The 20,607-nt window shown below is 72.1% G+C and carries 17 protein-coding genes; 12 read left to right on the top strand and 5 right to left on the bottom strand.

Annotated elements, in window-relative coordinates; all coding sequences use genetic code 11:
* Window positions 1-4: 4 nt before the first annotated feature.
* From sucB to K9S39_RS32005, 4 genes are all read left to right on the top strand, one after another.
* Window positions 5-1,717, top strand: a complete 1,713-nt coding sequence (sucB, locus tag K9S39_RS32020; protein ID WP_248866817.1) for a 2-oxoglutarate dehydrogenase, E2 component, dihydrolipoamide succinyltransferase — start codon at window positions 5-7, stop codon at window positions 1,715-1,717.
* Window positions 1,718-1,988: 271 nt separating this feature from the next.
* Window positions 1,989-2,612, top strand: a complete 624-nt coding sequence (locus K9S39_RS32015; protein WP_248866816.1) for a GntR family transcriptional regulator — start codon at window positions 1,989-1,991, stop codon at window positions 2,610-2,612.
* 187 nt (window positions 2,613-2,799) lie between these two features.
* A complete protein-coding gene (gene aceE / locus K9S39_RS32010; RefSeq protein WP_248866815.1) occupies window positions 2,800-5,490 on the top strand; it encodes a pyruvate dehydrogenase (acetyl-transferring), homodimeric type in 2,691 nt (896 codons plus the stop codon).
* 105 nt (window positions 5,491-5,595) lie between these two features.
* On the top strand, window positions 5,596-6,633 hold the full coding sequence (locus K9S39_RS32005) for a helix-turn-helix transcriptional regulator (protein WP_248866814.1): 1,038 nt from the start codon (window positions 5,596-5,598) through the stop codon (window positions 6,631-6,633).
* Between the two features lie 114 nt (window positions 6,634-6,747).
* Here the strand turns inward: K9S39_RS32005 and K9S39_RS43135 are convergent, their stop codons facing one another.
* A complete protein-coding gene (locus K9S39_RS43135) occupies window positions 6,748-6,855 on the bottom strand; it encodes a helix-turn-helix domain-containing protein (RefSeq protein ID WP_406708046.1) in 108 nt (35 codons plus the stop codon).
* 117 nt (window positions 6,856-6,972) lie between these two features.
* Window positions 6,973-8,862, bottom strand: a complete 1,890-nt coding sequence (locus K9S39_RS32000) for a hypothetical protein (protein WP_248866813.1) — start codon at window positions 8,860-8,862, stop codon at window positions 6,973-6,975.
* Window positions 8,863-9,061: 199 nt separating this feature from the next.
* On the opposite strand from K9S39_RS32000, the gene K9S39_RS31995 reads away from it, so the two are divergent.
* The 3 genes from K9S39_RS31995 to K9S39_RS31985 all read left to right on the top strand — a co-directional run bounded on the left by K9S39_RS31995 (window position 9,062) and on the right by K9S39_RS31985 (window position 12,184).
* Complete coding sequence (locus K9S39_RS31995) at window positions 9,062-9,580, top strand: DUF4240 domain-containing protein (protein ID WP_248866812.1); 519 nt, start codon at window positions 9,062-9,064, stop codon at window positions 9,578-9,580.
* A gap of 93 nt (window positions 9,581-9,673) precedes the next feature.
* Window positions 9,674-10,573 (top strand): TIGR01777 family oxidoreductase, encoded by a 900-nt coding sequence (locus K9S39_RS31990; RefSeq protein ID WP_248866811.1) that lies wholly within the window; start codon window positions 9,674-9,676, stop codon window positions 10,571-10,573.
* 282 nt (window positions 10,574-10,855) lie between these two features.
* Window positions 10,856-12,184 (top strand): NAD(P)/FAD-dependent oxidoreductase, encoded by a 1,329-nt coding sequence (locus K9S39_RS31985; protein ID WP_248866810.1) that lies wholly within the window; start codon window positions 10,856-10,858, stop codon window positions 12,182-12,184.
* A 106-nt stretch (window positions 12,185-12,290) separates the two neighbouring features.
* On the opposite strand, the gene K9S39_RS31980 is transcribed toward K9S39_RS31985, so the two are convergent.
* The gene (locus K9S39_RS31980) at window positions 12,291-13,745 is read right to left on the bottom strand and encodes a regulator (RefSeq protein WP_248866809.1); all 1,455 of its coding nucleotides are present in this window, start codon (window positions 13,743-13,745) and stop codon (window positions 12,291-12,293) included.
* Between the two features lie 297 nt (window positions 13,746-14,042).
* Here K9S39_RS31980 and lipB point away from each other — a divergent pair, with 297 nt between their 5' ends.
* The 4 genes from lipB (at window position 14,043) to K9S39_RS31960 (ending at window position 17,091) form a co-directional block, all read left to right on the top strand.
* Complete coding sequence (lipB, locus tag K9S39_RS31975) at window positions 14,043-14,858, top strand: lipoyl(octanoyl) transferase LipB (RefSeq protein ID WP_248866808.1); 816 nt, start codon at window positions 14,043-14,045, stop codon at window positions 14,856-14,858.
* 124 nt (window positions 14,859-14,982) lie between these two features.
* Window positions 14,983-15,933: a lipoyl synthase gene (lipA, locus tag K9S39_RS31970; RefSeq protein WP_248866807.1), complete on the top strand. Its 951-nt coding sequence runs from the start codon at window positions 14,983-14,985 to the stop codon at window positions 15,931-15,933.
* A gap of 212 nt (window positions 15,934-16,145) precedes the next feature.
* Window positions 16,146-16,361 carry an SCO2195 family GlnR-regulated protein gene (locus tag K9S39_RS31965; RefSeq protein ID WP_248866806.1) on the top strand — a complete coding sequence of 72 codons (216 nt, stop codon included), beginning with the start codon at window positions 16,146-16,148 and terminating at the stop codon, window positions 16,359-16,361.
* 10 nt (window positions 16,362-16,371) lie between these two features.
* A complete protein-coding gene (locus K9S39_RS31960) occupies window positions 16,372-17,091 on the top strand; it encodes a DUF4191 domain-containing protein (protein WP_248866805.1) in 720 nt (239 codons plus the stop codon).
* A 373-nt stretch (window positions 17,092-17,464) separates the two neighbouring features.
* Here K9S39_RS31960 and K9S39_RS31955 read toward each other — a convergent pair whose 3' ends face one another.
* On the bottom strand, window positions 17,465-17,932 hold the full coding sequence (locus K9S39_RS31955; RefSeq protein ID WP_248866804.1) for an RDD family protein: 468 nt from the start codon (window positions 17,930-17,932) through the stop codon (window positions 17,465-17,467).
* Window positions 17,933-18,200: 268 nt separating this feature from the next.
* Between K9S39_RS31955 and glnA the strand changes: the two genes are divergently transcribed.
* Complete coding sequence (gene glnA / locus K9S39_RS31950) at window positions 18,201-19,610, top strand: type I glutamate--ammonia ligase (protein WP_248866803.1); 1,410 nt, start codon at window positions 18,201-18,203, stop codon at window positions 19,608-19,610.
* 466 nt (window positions 19,611-20,076) lie between these two features.
* Here glnA and K9S39_RS42195 read toward each other — a convergent pair whose 3' ends face one another.
* A complete protein-coding gene (locus K9S39_RS42195; protein WP_283113137.1) occupies window positions 20,077-20,199 on the bottom strand; it encodes a hypothetical protein in 123 nt (40 codons plus the stop codon).
* Window positions 20,200-20,607 lie beyond the last annotated feature (408 nt).

Raw genomic sequence — 20,607 nt, 5'->3', positions numbered from 1 at the left:
AACCATGGCGGTTTCCGTAACCCTTCCGGCGCTCGGCGAGAGCGTCACCGAGGGCACCGTCACCCGCTGGCTCAAGGCCGAGGGTGAGCGCGTAGAGGCCGACGAGCCGCTGCTCGAAGTGTCGACCGACAAGGTCGACACCGAGATCCCGGCCCCTGCCGCCGGCGTCCTGTCCAACATCAAGGTGGCCGAGGACGAGACGGTGGAGGTCGGCGCCGAGCTGGCCATCATCGACGACGGCACCGGTGCGGCGGCCGAGGCCCCTGCCCCGGCCGCCGCCGAGACGCCCGCCCCGGCCGCGCAGCCGCAGCCCGAGCCGGCCCCGGCTCCCGAGGCTCCGGCCCCGGCCGCCGCCCCCGCGGGCGGCGCCGAGGGCACGGACGTCGTCCTCCCCGCGCTCGGCGAGAGCGTCACCGAGGGCACCGTCACCCGCTGGCTGAAGGAGGTCGGCGAGGAGGTCCAGGCCGACGAGCCGCTGCTGGAGGTCTCCACCGACAAGGTCGACACCGAGATCCCGGCACCGGAGTCCGGCACCCTGCTGGAGATCGTCGTCGGCGAGGACGAGACCGCCGAGGTCGGCGCGAAGCTCGCCGTCATCGGTGCCGCCGGTGCCGCCCCGGCCGCCGCCAAGGCTCCGGCCGCCCCGGCCCCGGCTGCCGCCCCGGCACCCGCGCCGGCACAGGCACCGGCGCCCGCCCCGGCACCGGCCCCCGCGCCCGCCGCCCCGGCCCCCGCGGCCCCGCCCGCACCGGCGCCGGCCGCTCCGGCCCCCGTCACCCCGGCTCCGGCCGCGGGTGAGGGCGCGTACGTCACCCCGCTGGTGCGCAAGCTCGCCGCGGAAAGCGGCGTCGACCTCGCCACGGTCAAGGGCACCGGCGTCGGTGGCCGGATCCGCAAGCAGGACGTCATCGCCGCCGCCGAGGCCGCCAGGGCCGCCGCACCGGCCGCTGCCGCCCCGGCCGCCGCCAAGGCTCCGGCGCTGGAGGTCTCCCCGCTGCGCGGTCAGACCGTCAAGATGCCGCGCATCCGCAAGGCCATCGGCGACAACATGATGAAGGCCCTGCACAGCCAGGCGCAGCTGACCTCCGTGGTCGAGGTGGACATCACCAAGATCATGAAGATGCGCAACAAGGCCAAGGAGGCGTTCGCGGCCCGCGAGGGCGTCAAGCTCTCCCCGATGCCGTTCTTCGTCAAGGCCGCTGTCCAGGCGCTGAAGGCCCACCCGGTCGTCAACGCCCGGATCAACGAGGACGAGGGCACCATCACCTACTTCGACACCGAGAACGTCGGTATCGCGGTGGACGCGGAGAAGGGCCTGATGACCCCGGTCATCAAGGACGCCGGCGACCTGAACATCGCCGGTATCGCCCGCAAGACGGCGGACCTGGCGGGCAAGGTCCGGGCCAACAAGATCACGCCGGACGAGCTGTCCGGTGCGACCTTCACCATCAGCAACACCGGCTCGCGCGGCGCCCTGTTCGACACCGTCATCGTGCCCCCGAACCAGGTCGGCATCCTGGGCATCGGGGCCACCGTCAAGCGCCCGGTGGTCATCGACCACCCGGACCTCGGCGAGACCATCGCGGTGCGCGACATGACCTACCTCGCACTCTCCTACGACCACCGTCTCGTGGACGGCGCCGACGCCGCCCGCTACCTGACCACGGTCAAGCAGATCCTGGAGGCCGCGGAGTTCGAGACCGAGATCGGCCTCTGACGGCCGCTCCCTCCGAGTGACCGAGGATCGCAACGAGATCCAGATTGGCCGCTGGGTCCCGTAGGCACCCAGCAGTAGGTGTGAAAGGGGCCGGCCCCGGTACGTACGCATCCCGTACGCACCGGGGCCGGCCCTTTCGCGCATCCCGGTACCGGGCGGGGCCCTTCAGACATCCCGGATAATGGCACCCCACCACCCGTACTCCTCCCGCCGCTCCTCCCCGTCTCACTCCTTGCCGCTTTCGTCACCACCGCTCTGAAGGAGCAACCCCATGACCCCGCCCGTCGTCCATTCGCTGCGCGAGCAGATCCGCGAGCACATCCTTGAGGGGATCGTCAGCGGCCGCTGGCAGCCGGGCGAGCGGATCGTGGAGCGGCGGATCGCGGTGGAGCTGGAGGTCAGCCAGACGCCGGTACGCGAGGCGCTGCGGGAGCTGGAGTCGCTGCAGCTGATCGAGTCGGCACCGAACAAGGGCGTACGGGTACGGAACCTGACCGCGGACGATCTCAAGGAGAGTTACCCGGTGCGGGCCGGGCTGGAGCAGGTGGCCGCGGAGCTGGCCGCCGGCCGACTGGCGGAGGACACCGCGGCCCTGGAGCGCGAGGTGGCGTCCCTGCGGGAGGCCGACCGGGCGGGCGACGGGGAGGCGCAGGTGCGGCACACGGTGGCCTTCCACCGGGAGATCGTACGGGCGGCCGGGAACTCGGTGCTGCTGCACACCTGGGAGTCGCTGGGCATCGAGGTCTGGACGACGCTCTCGATCCGCTGGTTCAGCCCGGAGCAGCGCTCGCACGCGCAGGATCACCAGGAGATCGTGGACGCGTTCCGGCGGCGCGACCCGAGGATCGGGAGCCTGCTGAAGGCGCATGTGCTGAGCTGCGCGCCGCGGGTCTGAGGGCGGCACCGGCACTGGCACGGGGTGCCCAAAAATCCGGCACCCCGTGCCGACCTGCGGTGATTCGCCCACCGAGCGTTGATCGATCATCGATCAGAGGCGTATCGTCGTACGTCGGGGCGCGACACCCCTGCCTGCCAAGCACCCACTCGCACTCCCCGACCAACCGTCCGGAAAGGGGCCACCCATGCCCGATCCCGTGCGCCGCACATACAGCCAGCTCGACCAGCTCCCGGACCGGGACCCCGAGGAGACCGCCGAGTGGCGCGCATCGCTCGACGCCGTCACCCAGGCCGCCGGCCCGCACCGTGCCGCGTATCTGATACGCCGCGCCCTGGAGCACACCGACGCCCCCGGGCTCGCGCCGCTGGAGACGGACTACGTCAACACCATCCCGACCTCCGCCGAGCCCGACTTCCCGGGCGACGAGGCGATGGAGGCCCGGATCACCGCCTGGAACCGCTGGAACGCCGCCGCGATGGTCACCCGCGGCTCCCAGCTCGGCCTCGGCGGGCACATCGCCACCTTCGCCTCCGCGGCCTGGCTCTACGAGACCGGCTTCCAGCACTTCTTCCGCGGCAAGGAAGGTGGGGGCAGCGGCGACCAGCTCTACATCCAGGGTCACGCCTCCCCCGGCATCTACGCCCGCGCCTTCCTCGAAGGCCGCCTCACCGAGGAGCACCTCGACCGCTTCCGCCGGGAGGCCGACGGCGAGGGCCTGCCGTCCTACCCGCACCCGCGCCGCCTCCCCTGGCTGTGGGAGTTCCCCACCGTCTCCATGGGCCTGGGCCCGCTCTCCGCGATCTACCAGGCGCGCTTCAACCGCTACCTGGAGCACCGCGGCATCAAGGACACCGCGAACTCCCACGTATGGGCGTTCCTGGGCGACGGCGAGATGGACGAGCCCGAGTCCACCGCCGCCCTCGCGCTCGCGGGCCGCGAAGGGCTGGACAACCTCACCTTCGTGATCAACTGCAACCTGCAGCGCCTCGACGGTCCGGTCCGCCCCAACTTCAAGATCGTGCAGGAGCTGGAGACCCAGTTCCGCGCCGCCGGCTGGCACGTCGTCAAGGCCCTCTGGGGCCGGGCCTGGGACGAGGTCTTCGCGCTCGACGCGGACGGCGCCCTGCTGCGCCGCCTCCGCGAGACCCCCGACGCGCAGTTCCAGACGTACGCCACCCGCGACGCCGCCTACCTCCGCGACCACTTCTTCGGCGCGAACGCGTCGCTGCAGGCCATCGCCGACCGGCTCTCCGACGCCGAGCTGCTGGAGCTGTTCCAGACCTCCCGCGCCGGGCATGAGCCGCGCAAGGTGTACGCCGCGTACCAGGCGGCCGTCGAGCACAAGGGCGCGCCGACCGTCATCCTGGCGCAGACCGTCAAGGGCTACACCCTGGGCGCGGGCTTCGAGTCCCGTAACGCCAACCACCAGATGAAGAAGCTCACCATGGCGGAGTTCCGCACCATGCGTGACGCACTCGAACTTCCCATCCCGGACAGCGCGCTGGAGGGCGACCAGGTGCCGTACTGGCGCCCGGCCGAGGACTCCCCCGAGATGGTGTACCTGCGCCGTCGGCGCGCCGCCCTCGACGGCCCGGCCCCGGCCCGCAAGGTCGTCCCCAAGCCGCTCCCGCTGCCCGCCGACAAGGCGTTCGACGCCCTCAAGAAGGGCTCCGGCAGCCAGGAGATCGCCACGACGATGGCGTTCGTCCGCCTCGTCAAGGACCTGATGCGGGACAAGGAGACCGGCAGGCGCTGGGTCCCGATCGTGCCCGACGAGGCCCGTACCTTCGGCATGGAGTCGCTCTTCCCGACGGCCGGCCTGTACTCCCCCAAGGGCGCGACGTACGACCCCGTCGACCGCGACCAGCTCCTCTGGTACAAGGAAGCCAAGGACGGCCAGATCCTCAACGAGGGCATCACCGAGGCCGGTTCGCTCGCCGACTTCACCGCCGCGGCGACGTCGTACGCGACGCACGGCGAGCCGATGATCCCGTTCTACATCTTCTACTCGATGTTCGGCTGGCAGCGCACCGCCGACCAGTTCTGGGCCCTGGCCGACCAGTTGGGCCGCGGCTTCGTCATCGGCGCGACGGCCGGCCGGACGACGATGACCGGTGAGGGCCTGCAGCACGCCGACGGCCACTCGCACCTGATCGCGTCGACCAACCCCGCGGCACTCTCGTACGACCCGGCCTTCGCCTACGAGGTGGCGGTGATCGTCAAGGAGGGCCTGCGCCGCATGTACGGCGCGACGCCCGAGCACCCCGCCGGCGAGGACGTCTTCTACTACCTCACGGTCTACAACGAGACCAAGGTCCAGCCGGCCATGCCGGAGGGCGTCGAGGAGGGCATCCTGCGCGGTCTGTACCGCTTCAAGGAGGCCACCGAGGAGGCCGCGCTCGACGGGACGGCGGACGCTCCGCGCATGCAGCTGCTGGCCTCCGGTACGGCCATCCACTGGGCCCTGGAGGCGCAGCGGCTGCTGGCCGCCGACTGGGGCGTGGCGGCGGACGTCTGGTCGGCACCGTCCTGGACGGAGCTGCGCCGCGACGCCCTGGAATGCGACGCCGCCCGCCTCGAAGGCGAGGACCGGATCCCGTACGTCACCCGCGCGCTGGCCGGGGCGCCCGGCCCGGTCGTCGCGGTCAGCGACTGGATGCGGGCGGTCCCGGACCAGATCGCCCCGTGGGTCGAGCAGGACTGGGTCTCCATCGGGACAGACGGTTTCGGCCTCTCCGACACCCGCGAGGCGGCCCGCCGCCACTTCGGCGTCGACGCGCAGTCGGTGGTCGTCCAGTCCCTGGCTGCGCTCGCCCGACGGGGCGAGGTCAAGCCGGAGACGGTGAAGGAGGCTCGGGAGCGGTACGGGCTGTAAGGGGGCTTGTTTTCCCCTCCGCCCACCCCCCTTCGGGGGTGGGCGGAGTGCTTGGGCGGGAGAGGTTTTCCGGGCGTTGTCCATAGGGTCCGGCATGATGTGTTCATGCGTGCTGCCCGGCTGATCAAGATGGTGTTGCTGCTCCAGTCGCGACCGTCGATGACGGCCGCCGAGCTGGCGCGCGATCTGGAGGTCTCGGAGCGCACGGTCGCCCGGGACGTTCTCTCCCTGTCAGAGGCCGGCGTCCCCGTCTACGCCGACCGCGGCCGGGCCGGCGGCTACCGCCTCATCGGGGGCTACCGCACCCGGCTCACCGGCCTCGGCCGCAGCGAGGCGGAGGCGCTCTTCCTGTCCGGAGTGCCCGCCGCCCTGCGCGAGATGGGCCTCGCGGACGCCGCGTCCGCCGCCCGGCTCAAGGTGTCCGCAGCGCTGCTGCCCGAGCTTCGGGACGCCGCGGCGGGCGCCGCCCAGCGCTTCCATCTCGACGCGCCCGGCTGGTATCAGGAGCCCGAGACCCCCGCCCTGCTGCCCGCCGTCGCCGACGCGGTCTGGGACGACCGCCGCCTGACCGCCCGCTACCGCCGCAAGGACACCGAGGTGGAGCGGGAGTTGGAGCCGTACGGCCTCGTGCTGAAGGCGGGGGTCTGGTATCTGGCGGCGCGCGCGACCGACGCGACGGACACGGCAGATACGGCCGCAGACGGAGCGGTGGCCGGTCGGCGGGCCGGCTGCCGCGTGTACCGGGTCGACCGGTTCGTCGCCGTAGAGCCGGCCCAGGACCGCTTCAGCCGCGACGCCTCCTTCGATCTGCCCGCGTTCTGGGCCGAGCGGGCCCAGGAGTTCACGCGCTCGATCCTGCGCGATGAGATCGTGGTCCGGCTGTCCGCGCGCGGCGTACGGCAGCTGCCGTACGTGACGGACCGCGCGGCCGCCCAGGAGGCAGTGGCGAAGGCGGGCCCGCCCGATGACCACGGCCGAATAACCGTCACCCTGGCCGTGGAGTCAGCCGAGGTCGCGTACGCACAGCTGCTGGCGCTCGGCCCGGAGGGCGAGGTGCTGGCGCCCGCCGAGCTGCGCGAGCGGTTCGCGGCCGCCGCCCGCCGCACGGCTGCGCTCTACGCCGATGACGACGACGCGCCCTGACGGGAGCCGGGTACCGGTAGTCCGCCGCGCTCGCTTCCCGCCCTCCGAAGACCACATCCTCGAATTGCCGCTCTCCAACCCCGGAGGGTGGAGATTCCCGCCTGGCCGCCGTTGTCAAGCGGCGTCTTCCGGCCCGGCCAGAGCACCGCACCCGAACTCCCTGGCAAGCCGCTGCTTCTGCGGGGCGCTCGGGTACAGCCTGAACTGATACCCGAGCTGCATGAACACGACCCTAACCGGGCGGTGTGACATCCGCTCCAAAACGCCTCAAGTCACCTTGCACACCACTGTTTTCGGAGGCGAAGCCCCGTAAACCACACCCACCCCCAACTCCACCCCTCAAGACCCCACAGCCCGCACCCTCGTCCCCGTCCGCAGCCGCCCCGTGACCTCGGCCTGGGCGTGCTGCGCCGCGGGCACGGCCAGCGTGCCCCCGTCGGTGGTGGCCCGCACCCCGCCGGTGGCGTCGATGCCGGCGACCTCCGGGCTGCCCGCCGCGAGCAGGTACCACTTCCCGGACTTCGCCTGCCAGTGGACGTCGCCGACGACCGGACGGCCGAAGCGGCTGCAGGCCGCGGTGTCCGTGGCACGTCCGGCGACGAGGCCAGGGGCGGCCGGTCCGGCGGCGGGCGCCTGGAGCCGCACCGTGACATGGCCGGGGCCTCTCCAGGTGTCGGCGCGGGTACAGACCCAGTCCGCGCTGCCGCCGTCCTCCGGCAGGCTCTGCCGCGCGAACCCCCAGTTGTTGACGGACCGTACGCCCGCCCCGCGTAGCGCGCGCAACGAGCAGGCCGTACGGGCCCAACTCCGCAGCGCCGGGGCACCGGCCACACCGCCCGACGAGGTGAGCCGGACCGGCGCGAGATCGCCGAGGTCGGTCACCAGGAAGGTTTCGCCCGCTGTGATCCGCTCCGAGGCCTGGAACTGGACCACCGGCCAGCTCCCGCAGGCGGCGCCCGCCTCGGGCGGGGTCGGCACCCGGTTGGTGACCCCGTCCGGAGCGAGCCGCAGCGGGCGCGCCGGGGTGTCGGGCGCGAGCAGATCCCGGGTCGCGGCGTCGGCGACCCATGGCGCGACCAGGTAGCGCATCCAGCCGGCGCCGCGCCCGATCACCAGCGCGCCGCCGGTCGTCATATCCGCGTGGTCGACCCGCGCGAAGTGCAGCGTCGGCGTGGCCTCCGCGGGCTCCGCGTAGCGCACCAGCCGCCCACCGCCGCCGTCGTGGAAGACCACCACCATGACGTTGTCGATCAGGCCCGCGTACAGCAGCCGGGGCGGGCGGTCCGGCGGCCGGGTGGACGTTCCGGCGGATGTGACGATCCGCGCGTCCTCGGGCGGCGCCGCCCAGACCCGCAGCGCCCGCGCCAGCAGCTTCTGGTCCCCGGTCTCCCGGCCGCGGGCGGGCCAGGCGGTGAAGTCGACGCGTGCGGTGCCGGCCCACCCCTCGTTGGGGGTGCGCAGCAGCCGGGCCGGGTCCAGGGCCTGTTGCGCGGCGGTGGCCAGCCGCGACTCGCCGGCCGACGGGTCCGGGGCGCCGCCCGCCACTCCGGCCAGCAGCGCACCGGCCGTCAGTACGGCGGTCACCGCGACCGCCGCCCGCACCCGGTGCCGTCGGCGCAGCAGGTCCGTCGGCCGGATCTGCACCGTGCACGGGTCGAACTCCCCCGAGTTCAGCAGCGCCGCGGCGCCCGCCGTGGCCACCCGGTCCAGCTGCCCGGCCGTCCGCTGCGCCGCGTCCGGGTCAGCGACACCGGCCGCCGCCAGCACACCGCGGGCCGCGTCCCGGTCCAGCCCCTCCAGGTGCCACAGCCCGACGGCGGCCCGCACCGCGGCCGGGACGGCGGACAGCGCCTGGTCCAGGGCGAGTTCATCGGCGCCGCCGGCCCGGGGGAAGAGCCGCAGCCCCCAGACGACTGGCACGGCGGGCCACAGTACGGCGGGCCCCTGCGGCCGTCCCTCGTACGCGAGTGCCGACCGCAGGGTGCGCAGCCGTACGAGGCCGTAGCCGCGCTCGCCCATCGGGCCGCGTTGGGCCGGCAGCCTGCGGATGCGTCGGCGCGGCCGGGCCCGCGGCAGCGCCCGCTGGACCAGGCCGTGCGCGAGGAGGACCCGGCGGTGCCGGCCCATCGAGGGGGGCAGGACGAGATAGGCGAGGCGGACCAGCCGTGGATAGTGCTCGACGAGGGCTGCCTCTGCCCGTTCGACATCGGCGCGGGTGCGTTCGTCCATGGACATGGCCTGAAACAGCCCTTCACAAAGTGGGGGTTCTGCCGTGTTTGCACGCCTTCCAACGAATGATTCCGGGGGCGGTCACCCGGCCGGAACACGGGGCGCCCGCCCCACGGACCGGCGGTCGGGACGACGACCGCGTCGCATCTGGGGTACTCCGCGTGCGGGACGCGGCGGCAGGGCCGATTCTGGAGCGGTGATGGACGAGACGGAGTTCTGGGCGCTGATCGACGGCTCCCGCGAGACCGCCGACGGCGACGCCGAGGAGCAGGCCGATGTGCTGGTGGAGCGGCTGCTGCGGCTGGACCCGGACTCCGTCGTGGACTTCGCCCGGCACTTCGAATCGCGCTACAACCGCGCCTACACCTGGGACCTGTGGGCCGCGGCCGCCATCCTGCTCGACGGCGCGAGCGACGACGCGTTCGACTACTTCCGCTGCTGGCTGATCGGCCAGGGCCGGGAGCTCTTCGAGGGCGCGCTGCACGACGCGGACGACCTGGCCGGCCTCCTGGACGACTTCGACGAGGAGACGGACGGCGACGCGGAAGACCTGGGCTATGCCGCCGACGAGGCGTACGAGCAGCTGACCGGGTCCGTGATGCCGGACCTCGGCCTGCCGCCACAGCCCAGCGAACCCCTCGGCACCGTCATCGACTTCGAGGACGAGGGCGCTCTGGCGGAACGGTTTCCCCGACTGTGGGACCGTTTCCGGCCATAAGTGTGGGACCACGGGGGACTGCCCCGCACGCCGCACCCACACCCGCACCCCCGGATACCGCCCGCACTCCCGCTCAGCGGGCAGTATGTCCCCATGCGGATTGCGATCACCGGCTCGACCGGTCTCATCGGCACGGAGCTCGTACGGTCGTTGCGGGCGGACGGCGAGGACGTCGTCCGGCTCGTCCGGCGCCCGCCCGGGGCCGCGGACGAAGTGCGCTGGGATCCCCGGAGCCAGGAGGTCGACACGGCCGGTCTGGCCGGCTGCGACGCGCTCGTCCATCTCGCCGCCGCCGGAGTCGGCGACCGCCGCTGGACCGCGGCCTACAAGCGCGAGATCCGCGACAGCCGGGTGCGCGGCACCGAGGCCATCGCCACCGCGCTCGCCTCGATGGACGCCCCGCCGCGGGTCTTCGTCTGCGGCAGCGCGATCGGCTACTACGGCGACACGGGCGACCGGCTGACGGACGAGAGCGGACCGGCCGGTACGGGGTTTCTGGCGAAGGTCTGCGTCGACTGGGAGAACGCCGCGCGGCCGGCCCAGGAGGCGGGCATCCGTACCGTGTTCGCCCGCACCGGGCTGGTCGTGGCCCGCTCGGGCGGCGCCTGGGGCCGGCTCTTCCCGGTCTTCCGCCTGGGCCTCGGCGGCCGTCTCGGCAACGGCCGCCAGTACTGGAGCTTCATCTCCCTCCACGACGAGGTCGCGGCGCTCCGCCATCTGATCGCCACCGACACCCTGACCGGCCCGGTCAACCTCACCGCCCCGGAACCGGTCACCAACCGCGAGGTGACGGCGGTGATGGGCCGCCTCCTGCACCGCCCCACGCTCTTCCCGGTGCCCGAACCGGTGCTGCGCCTGGCCCTCGGCGAGTTCGCCGACGACGTCGTGGGCAGCCAGCGGGTCATTCCGCAGCGGCTGCTGGACTCGGGCTTCGTGTTCGCCCACCCCCGTATCACCGACGCCGTACGGGCGGCGTTGCGGACCGCTCCGTAGGACGGCGGCAGGGCCGCGCAGCCGGGGGCGTAACCGCCACCACATGGCCACCACACGGCGCCCCCCGGCGACGGCGCCCGCAATCGCGGCGTGAAACAACCGGTGAGGTACGGCCGGACACCGGGCACCATAAACCGTGGCGCTCCGACGCGCCCCCGGGCGCCCCTGTCCGTCGCGCCACCCGTCTCCCTAACGTCCTCGCACACACATCTCCGCATCCCTCGGTACCGCACGGGCAGCAGACCGGTGCGCCGCCGCTGGGACAGACCTCGGGAGGGGCTTGTGCTGCGCACCGCATCGACCGTGGACGTCGTCATTGTCGGGGCCGGCGTGGCCGGCCTCGCCGCCGCCCGCCATCTGACCGGCGCGGGAGTGTCGGTCACCGTCCTGGAGGCCGCGCCGCATATCGGGGGCCGGGCCGCCACCGACGAGATCGACGGCTTCCGGCTGGACCGCGGCGGCCGGCCGCTGGTCCTCTCCCCCGCCGAACTCCGCCGCACTCCCGGCCTCGGCGGGCTGGCCCTGCGCCCGTTCGCGCCGGGTCTGATGCTCCACAACGGCCAACGGGCGCAGCGCATCAGCGGGGCCCGGAGCACAAGGGGCGCACTCTCCGCGGCGCGCGCCCTTGTACGCGCCGAACGCCGTTCCGACCGGTGGACGGACCGGCGTCCGGAGGGGCGCGGCGACCGTCGTACCGACCGCAACGGCGACCGTGCCGCCCCGTCGACTCCCGCCGACCGCCCGGTGGGCGACGCCCTGGCGCACCGCCCCGCCTTCCCGCCGCGCGCCCACGACGCGTTTCTGCGGCCGCTGCTCGGCGCGCTGCTGTGCGATCCGCGGCTGCGCGGCTCCAGCCGGGGCGCCGCACAGGCCCTGCGTGCCTTCGCGGACGGGCGGCTGTGTCTGCCGGCCGGCGGCGCCTCGGCCGTCCCCGAGCTGCTCGCCGCCGAGCTGCCGCCCGGCACGGTCCGTACGTCCGTGCACGCCACCTCCGTGTCCACCACGGGCGTTTGCACCGTCGAACACGGCCGTATCCCGTGCCGCGCGGTGCTGGTGGCGACCGGCGCCCGGGACGCCGCCGAGCTGCTCCCGGGACTGCGGGTGCCCGCCTTCCATCCGGTGACCGTGCTGCACCACACCGCGGGCTCGGGCCGCGGCCGGAGCGCGCCGTCCCGCCACACGGCGCTGATCCTGCCGGCGGACGGCCCGGTCGCCTATACGTACGTGGCGGGCGCGATCGACCCGTCCCGTACGCCGCCGGGCCAGTCGCTGATCACCACGACCGTGCTCGGCGCGGCGGCGGCGCTGCCGGTGTCCGTCCTCGACAAGACGGTCCGGCCCCAGCTGGAGCGGATCTACGGCGCAGCGACCGAGGACTGGCGGCTGCTGACCTCCCATCACGACCCGTACTCGGTGCCCGCGATGCCGGCGCCGCACGACCCGGAGCGCCCGGTGCGGGTGCTGGCGGGGCTCTATGTGTGCGGCGATCACCGTGACCTCAGCACGCTCCAGGGCGCGCTGCACTCGGGCCGCCGGGCCGCCCGCGCCCTGCTCCAGGACTTCGGCCTGCCGGACCGCGCCGAGCCGAACACCCTGCGCACGGCGGCCTGACGGGCCCGCAGGACGTGCCCGCGACGTCCCGTCGTCGCCCGGAGAGCGGGCTCGCGGTGTCTGGTGCGGTACACGCCGAGGTGCGCCCGCAACGGAGCGGACACGCCTACCCCAGCGCGGCCACCCGGTCCCGGTAGCCCCGCACGGCCGCCGCGTCCCGGTAAGGCTCCAGACGGCGTTCAAAGTCCCGGACGTATTCGTGGGCCCGTGCGGATCGCATCTCGGACGCCTGGAGCGCCGCCTCGGCGCCCAGCGTGCAGGCTTGCTCCAGCTCGCCCAGGCCCAGCCGGGCGGTGGCCAGCACCACCCGGCAGAACAGCCGGCTGCGGGCGAAGCCGGCGGCCCGCAGCTGCAGCGAGCGTTCCGCGTGCTGGGAGGCCGCACGGTACTGCTGGAGGTCGCGATGGCAGTGCGCCAGCTCGTCGGCGAGCTGCGCCTCGTCGAAGAACCGCGCCCAGTAAGGGGTTTCGTCACCGGGCCGGGCGGTCTCCAGTGCCCGCTCGGCGCGCGCCAGGGCGGCCGTGCACGCCCGGACCTCGCCGAGCAGGCCATGCCCGCGCGCCTCCGCGCAGTGCAGCAGCGCCTGGACCACGGGCGGCGCGCTGCCGCCGATGCCCTGCTGCGCGACCCGCGCCAGCTGGACCGCCTCCCTGCCGTGCCCCAGATAGACGGCCTGCCGGCTCATCGTCACCAGGACGTAGGCGCCGTACGGCCGGTCGCCGGCCGCCTGGGCCAGCCGCAGCGCCTGCACGAAGTACCGCTGCGCCAGGCCGTGCGCGGCGATGTCGTACGAGGTCCAGCCGGCCAGCCGGGTCAGATCGGCGGCGGCCGCGAACAGCCGGCGGCCGGTCGCCTCGCCGTAGCTGCCGCGCAGCATCGGCTCGCACTCGTGCTCCAGATAGCGCACCAGGGCCTGCCGGGCGTGGCCACCGCCGTAGGCGTGGTCCAGCGCCCGGAACAGCTCCCCGACCGAGCGCAGCGCCGCGATGTCGCCGGAGGTGACCCGGCCGCCCTGGACGCGGTCGACGCGGTCGGTCTGGCGCTGCCGCGGCACCGAGATACGGCCCTGGGCGGGTACCCGGCCGGAGCCGTCGGCGCCGGGGTCGCCGCGGGCGACCCGGTCGTCGGCGCGGCCGATCAGCCAGTCGCGGCTCGGCACCACCAGCCCGGCCGGGGTGAAGGCGATCTTCCGGAGCTCGGCATGGCTGCCGGAGTCCTTGCGCCACAGGCCGCTGACGATGTCCACGGCCTCGGTGGGGGTCGCGGCGAACTCCAGCCCGGCGTACACCGGCGCACAGGCGTCCAGGCCGAGGTCCTGGGCGGACAGCCGACGCCCCAGCCGGCGGGTGAACACCTCGGCGATCAGGGCCGGGGTGGTGCCTCTGGGCTGCTGGCCGCGCAGCCAGCGGGTCACCGAGGTCTTGTCGTAGCGCAGGTCGAGGCCGTGCTCGATACCGAGCTGATCGACCCGTCTGGCCAGCCCGGCATTGGAGAATCCCGCCTCGGCGATCAGCGCGGCGAGTTGGCGGTTCGGCGTGTGTTGCGGGGGTCGTTCGGTCATCGGCTCTACCGGTCTCCTGCCTTCCGGGCCTGGCTGCCGGGCTCGGCTCACCCTCTTCCGGCACGCTCCTCGCCCTTGTGGGACGGCGTGAATGTAACGGCGTTTGGGGCCTTTCTGTCCGCCTGTGCCTCGCGTTCATCCGATCGTGTGAGCAGGGACGGCGCTCCGCCGGCACACTCGGCAACGGCCGCCCGCCGGGTCCGCGACCGGCGCCCGTACAGTGGCAGGGGCGCTTGGGCCGGTCCGTGGCATCAGACGTCGCAGCGACAAGCAACAGAGGTTCGAAGAGGAGCTGCCGTGACTGCGATCTCTCGGGGGGAGACCCCCGCACCCGAGGGGCTGCGCTTTGTGCATCTGGGCTTCGGAGCGGACGCCGTGGAATACGAGACGGCGTGGCAGGAGCAGCGCCGGGTGCACGCCGCCCGGTTCGCCGACGAGATCCCGGACACCTGCCTGTTGCTGGAGCATCTGCCCGTCTACACGGCCGGGCGGCGCACGACCGAGGACGAGCGCCCGCTGGACGGCACCCCCGTCGTCGACGTGGACCGCGGCGGCAAGATCACCTGGCACGGCCCCGGCCAGCTGGTGGGCTATCCCATCCAGAAGCTGCCGCGCCCCGTGGACGTCGTCGCCCATGTGCGCCGTCTCGAAGAGGCGCTGATCCGGGTGTGCGCCGAATTCGGCGTCGAGGCCACCCGGATCGAGGGCCGCAGCGGTGTGTGGGTGCTGGGCGACCCGTTGGAGGAGCGGGCGGCCCTGGGCGGGCTGCAGCTGGACTTCGACCCGCGGGCGGCGGACGAGCTGTTCGACCCGCGGCTGAACGGCCCGGAGTACGCCCCGTCCAACGCCGGCCAGCGCCGCGAGGACCGCAAGCTCGCCGCGATCGGCATCCGCGTCGCCAAGGGCGTCACGATGCACGGCTTCGCGCTGAACGTGAACCCGGACAACACCTCGTTCGACAAGATCGTGCCGTGCGGCATCCGGGACGCCGGTGTGGCGTCGCTCGCCGGCGAGCTGGGCCGTGAGGTCACCCTCACCGAGGTGCTGCCCGTCGTCGAGAGGCATCTGCGGGACGTCCTGGAGGGCGCCGAGCTGCTCCCCCGCGCGGTCTGACGGACGGCCCGGGGCGGCCAGGAATACGGCCCCTTCATACGGGGTTGCCGTGCGCGTAAAGACGTGCGAATCAACGGGCGTACCCTGGGGTACGCCGAAGAAACGAAGTGGTAGGGAGCCGGACGTGTCCGCAGTCGCACCCGACGGCCGCAAGATGTTGCGCCTGGAGGTCCGGAACAGCCAGACCCCCATCGAGCGCAAGCCCGAGTGGATCAAGACCCGGGCGAAAATGGGCCCCGAGTACAACCACCTCCAGGGCCTGGTCAAGAACGAGGGTCTGCACACCGTCTGCCAGGAGGCGGGCTGTCCCAACATCTACGAATGCTGGGAGGACCGCGAGGCGACCTTCCTCATCGGCGGCGACCAGTGCACCCGGCGCTGCGACTTCTGCCAGATCGACACCGGCAAGCCCCAGGAGCTGGACCGCGACGAGCCCCGCCGGGTGGCGGAGTCCGTCCAGACCATGGACCTGAAGTACGCCACCATCACCGGCGTCGCACGCGACGACCTGGAGGACGGCGGCGCCTGGCTCTACGCGGAGACCGTCCGGCAGATCCACGCCGCGATGCCGGACACCGGCGTCGAGCTGCTGATCCCGGACTTCAACGCGGTCCCCGAGCAGCTCGCCGAGGTCTTCTCCGCCCGCCCGGAGGTCCTGGCCCACAACGTCGAGACCGTCCCCCGCATCTTCAAGCGCATCCGCCCCGGCTTCCGCTACGAGCGGTCGCTGGAGGTCATCACCAAGGCCCGCGAGGCCGGTCTGGTCACCAAGTCCAACCTCATCCTGGGCATGGGCGAGGAGCGCGCGGAGATCAGCCAGGCGCTGCAGGACCTCTACGACGCGGGCTGCGAGCTGATCACGATCACCCAGTACCTGCGCCCGTCGGTCCGCCACCACCCCATCGAGCGCTGGGTCAAGCCCGCCGAGTTCGTGGAGCTCAAGGAGGAGGCCGAGGAGATCGGCTACGCCGGCGTCATGTCCGGGCCGCTGGTCCGCTCCTCCTACCGCGCCGGCCGCCTTTACCAGCAGGCCATCGAGCGGCGCGAGGGCGAGGCGGCCAGTCAGGCGGTTTGAGCCGGCTCGGCGCGCCGTCTTGTGAATCGTGGCACATGCTGAGAGACGCGGCCCGCACTCCCCCACGCCGGGGGGCGTGGGGTCGCGTCAACGTTTCATAGGGGTTTGACCAGCAGGTCATCCGTTGGTAACACCATTCCGTGACGATGACTGTACGCACTGCTCCCACTCCCCCCTCCCGCCCCGCCGACCACTCTTAGGGAGACCGCCCCATGCAGGCAGCGCCGCTCCGCGCCCCCGCCCGCCCCATTCCCTCCGTCACCGGTGCCCTGCGTGCCGTCGAGGCCCTACTGATGCGCGGCGGACAGCGCACCGCCCGCCGCAACGCCTGGACATCGGTCCTGGAGGACCGCCGCCGGGCCAAGGACCGGTACGAGGCACAGCACGTACTGGAGGCCGCGGCGACCGGGCGTCCACAGGCCACGTAGACTGCGCTGTATGGCGAGGAAGGTAAAAGCTGAGGGCGCTGTCGGCGCCGCCGGCGCTGAGAACCCCGGGCGACTGAAGCAGATCGCCCTGACCTACAAGATGACCCGTCGGGTCGACTCCAAGGTCGGTCTTGTCGTCGCTGGCGTAGGCATCGTCGTATTCGGCGTTCTCCTGGCCATCGGCTTCTGGATCGACCACCCCGTCTACGCGGGCATCCTGGGCTTCGTGCTGGCCTTCCTCGCGATGGCGATCATCTTCGGACGGCGCGCCGAGCGGGCCGCCTTCGGGCAGATGGCGGGCCAGCCCGGCGCGGCGGCCGCCGTCCTGGAGAACGTCGGCCGCGGCTGGACGGTCACCCCGGCCGTGGCGATGAACCGCAGCCAGGACGTGGTGCACCGCGCCGTCGGCAAGGCCGGCATCGTGCTGGTCGGCGAGGGCAACCCGAACCGTCTCCGCGGTCTGCTGGCCGCCGAGAAGAAGCGGATGGCGCGCACCGTCGCCGATGCCCCGGTGCACGACATCGTCGTGGGCGACGGCGAGGACCAGGTGCCGCTGAAGAAGCTCCGCACGACCCTGCTGAAGCTGCCGCGCGTCCTGCCCGGCGCCCAAGTGACGGCGGTCAACGACCGGCTGCGCGCGCTGGGCGACCTGATGAGCAACATGCCGGTCCCGAAGGGGCCGATGCCGAAGGGCATGCGGATGCCCAAGGGCGGCGGCAAGATGCGCTGAACGACCGCCCAGAACGCCCGAACAGAACGCCCCGGAGCGGAGAGCTCCGGGGCGTTCTGTTCGGTGAGGGGTGTGGGGGAGTGTGATGTGTGGGGCTGCGGTGTGTGGGGTTGCCGACGTGCCGCGGGGGCGGAATTGGCGGCCGTGTGGGCACTGTCCAGGGCCATATGGAGCGCGGACCGGGAGACCAAAAAAGCGATCGTCTACGATCCGGGGCCGTAGTCGGGAGGGAGAGATCCCGAGGTGCAGAGGGGAGCAGATCCAGGGCCGCACCGGATCAGACGCGCAGGCCCGTACCAGGCCGATCCCCCGTACGAGGCCGCCCCGGAGATCCGCGCTTGTCCGGGCGTCAACTCCAGACACCCCCCACGGATCAGATCCGGACCTGCACAGCCCGAGCAAGACGGTCATGCAGACCCCGGCCATCACGGTCCCAGATCACAGCCGGAATGATCACAACAAGCAGGATCGTGCGCAGCATCACCCGGGGCAGCGAGAGCCGGCCGCCGTCCTCCGCGATCACCCGCAGGCCCAGCAGCCGCTTGCCGGGCGTGAAGCCGACCGTGCCGACCGTCAGCATGCTCAGCACGGCGAAGACGACCAGCGCCCAGTTGCTCGCCGCCTGCGGCCGACCGCCGCTGAGCAGTCCGTACGCGACGATCATGCACAGCGCCCAGTCGATGAAGAGCGCAGCCAGGCGGCGCCCCGGACGCGCGATCGAGCCCGGCCCCTCCTCGGGCAGCCCGAGCCGCTCCCCTCGATACCCGAACTCGACGCCCATGTCCTCGGCTGCCGCACGGGGCCCGGAGATCCACGATCCGATTGCTTGCCTGTTGTCCACCCGTCCACGGTACTGCGACCGCATACGCTCGATTTCCCAGGGGCCGCGGAGACGGACCGGGAGCGCCTCCGGACGGACGTGGAGCGCCTTTGGAGGCGCACACTGGAGGGTGAGGACGACCGCGTGCCGGTTAACCTCCGCGAAACAAATGGGTCATGCTTGGGAAATCCCGCCTGCCTATGGTCGGGCGAGCGCGCCACCGCACATGGTCGCGTTCCGAGTAGCAATCCCGCGTCCGCCGACCGGTGACCGGGCTAGGAGGAGTTGGATGTTCCAGAACGCCGACGAGGCCAAGAAGTTCATCGCGGACGAGGACGTCAAGTTCGTCGACGTCAGGTTCTGCGACCTGCCCGGTGTGATGCAGCACTTCACGATCCCGGCAGCGGCCTTCGACCCGGCGGGCGAGCTGGCCTTCGACGGCTCCTCGATCCGCGGTTTCCAGGCCATCCACGAGTCCGACATGGCCCTGCGCGCGGACCTCTCCACGGCCCGCGTGGACCCGTTCCGCCGTGACAGGACCGTCAACATCAACTTCTTCATCCACGACCCGATCACGGGCGAGCAGTACAGCCGCGACCCGCGCAACATCGCCAAGAAGGCCGAGGCGTACCTCGCCTCCACCGGCATCGCGGACACCGCGTTCTTCGGTCCCGAGGCCGAGTTCTACGTCTTCGACAACGTGCGCTTCGAGACGAAGTCGAACGAGTCCTTCTACCACATCGACTCCGAGGCCGGCGCCTGGAACACCGGGTCGGAGGAGAACAACCGCGGCTACAAGGTCCGCTACAAGGGCGGCTACTTCCCGGCCCCGCCGGTCGACCACTTCGCCGACCTGCGCGCCGAGATCTCCCTGGAGCTGGACAAGGCCGGCCTGAAGGTCGAGCGCCAGCACCACGAGGTCGGCACCGCCGGCCAGGCCGAGATCAACTACAAGTTCAACACGCTGCTGGCCGCCGCCGACGACCTGATGCTCTTCAAGTACATCGTGAAGAACGTCGCCTGGCGCAACGGCAAGACCGCGACCTTCATGCCCAAGCCGATCTTCGGCGACAACGGCTCCGGCATGCACGTCCACCAGTCCCTGTGGCAGGCCGGCGCGCCCCTCTTCTACGACGAGCAGGGCTACGCGGGCCTCTCGGACACCGCCCGCTACTACATCGGCGGCATCCTCAAGCACGCCCCCTCCCTCCTCGCCTTCACCAACCCGACGGTGAACTCCTACCACCGCCTGGTCCCCGGCTTCGAGGCCCCGGTCAACCTGGTCTACTCGCAGCGCAACCGCTCCGCGGCCATGCGGATCCCGATCACGGGCTCCAACCCGAAGGCCAAGCGCGTCGAGTTCCGCGCCCCGGACCCGTCCTCCAACCCCTACCTCGCCTTCTCGGCCCTCCTCCTCGCGGGCCTGGACGGCGTCAAGAACAAGATCGAGCCGGCCGAGCCGATCGACAAGGACCTCTACGAGCTCGCCCCCGAGGAGCACGCGGGCGTCGCCCAGGTCCCCACCTCCCTCCCGGCTGTCCTCGACGCCCTGGAGGCCGACAACGAGTACCTCCAGCAGGGCGGCGTCTTCACCTCCGACCTGATCGAGACCTGGATCGACTACAAGCGCACCAACGAGATCGCGCCGATCCAGCTGCGGCCGCACCCGCACGAGTTCGAGCTGTACTACGACATCTAAGAGGCAGCGCCCGGCGACCTGGGCTGAAGCCCTGGAAGCAGGCTGTGACCTGCGGAAACACCTCTCGGTAGTTCTCGCTGTTCCCGCTTGTTTTCCACCCTCTCGTGCACCGAGTGTGCACCGGTCGGCCGAATCTCTGACGTAGCGTCAATCACAGTGTTTAGGGCCGCCCCCGTGTATGGGGGCGGCCCTAAACGTTCTCTTGAGGGGTCAGGCTAGGGCTGCTCGGCGGATAGCAGACGCATGGCCAGTACCGAGCCGTCCGACTGTACGGAGACCGCGCCTCCCCACTCGGCGTCCCAGGACTCAGTCGGCCAAGTTAGCCGTCGGTCGTACACGTCGCCTCGGTACTTCTCCAGGTGTCCTTTTGTGAGGTAGCAGAAGAGGCTCTCTTCGACTCCGGAGAACGCTTCGACGCGTGGTCCGGTCGTGCAGGGCGATGCGGGGGTCGCCGTCGCAGTCGCCCTCACTCGTCGCGCCGCAAATCAGAGACGAGATCATTGATGACGTAGTCGCGGTAGCGGGCCAGTGTGGTCGGCTTAGCGACGAGGACCCTCATTGCCAGCCAGGTAGTGAGGTAGTCGTCCACCGTCTGCACGAGGCGAAGGGGCGCGCCAATGGTCCCTATGGCTTTCACTCTGACCGTGCGTGGTGATGAGGAAGTGAGCCGAGTGGCAGTCGTGGCTTCAGAGTCGCTGCTGCAGATCTACAGCGTCGTCGTCATCGAATTCGCTCCCAGACACTGGCCTGGGCGGGAAGGGCGGCGCGTGAGGCATGATGGATGTCAGGGAATGTCCCCTACCTTCTCGCGGAAGGGCGCCTGTCATGGCCCACCGCTTCAATCCGCCGCCATCGTGGCCGCAGCCCCCTCCGGGATGGGTCCCTCCCGAAGGGTGGCGGCCGGACCCGGCGTGGCCGCCACCACCCCCGGGCTGGCAACTGTGGATCGAGGTCCCCGACGAACTGGATACCGCATCGGAGCCGGGCCGAGGGCGAC

It is taken from the genome of Streptomyces halobius (assembly GCF_023277745.1).
In the GTDB taxonomy this organism is placed as follows: Bacteria; Actinomycetota; Actinomycetes; order Streptomycetales; family Streptomycetaceae; genus Streptomyces; species Streptomyces halobius.
Note: the sequence above shows the minus strand (reverse complement) of the source record. Positions and strands in the feature narration are given on the sequence as shown.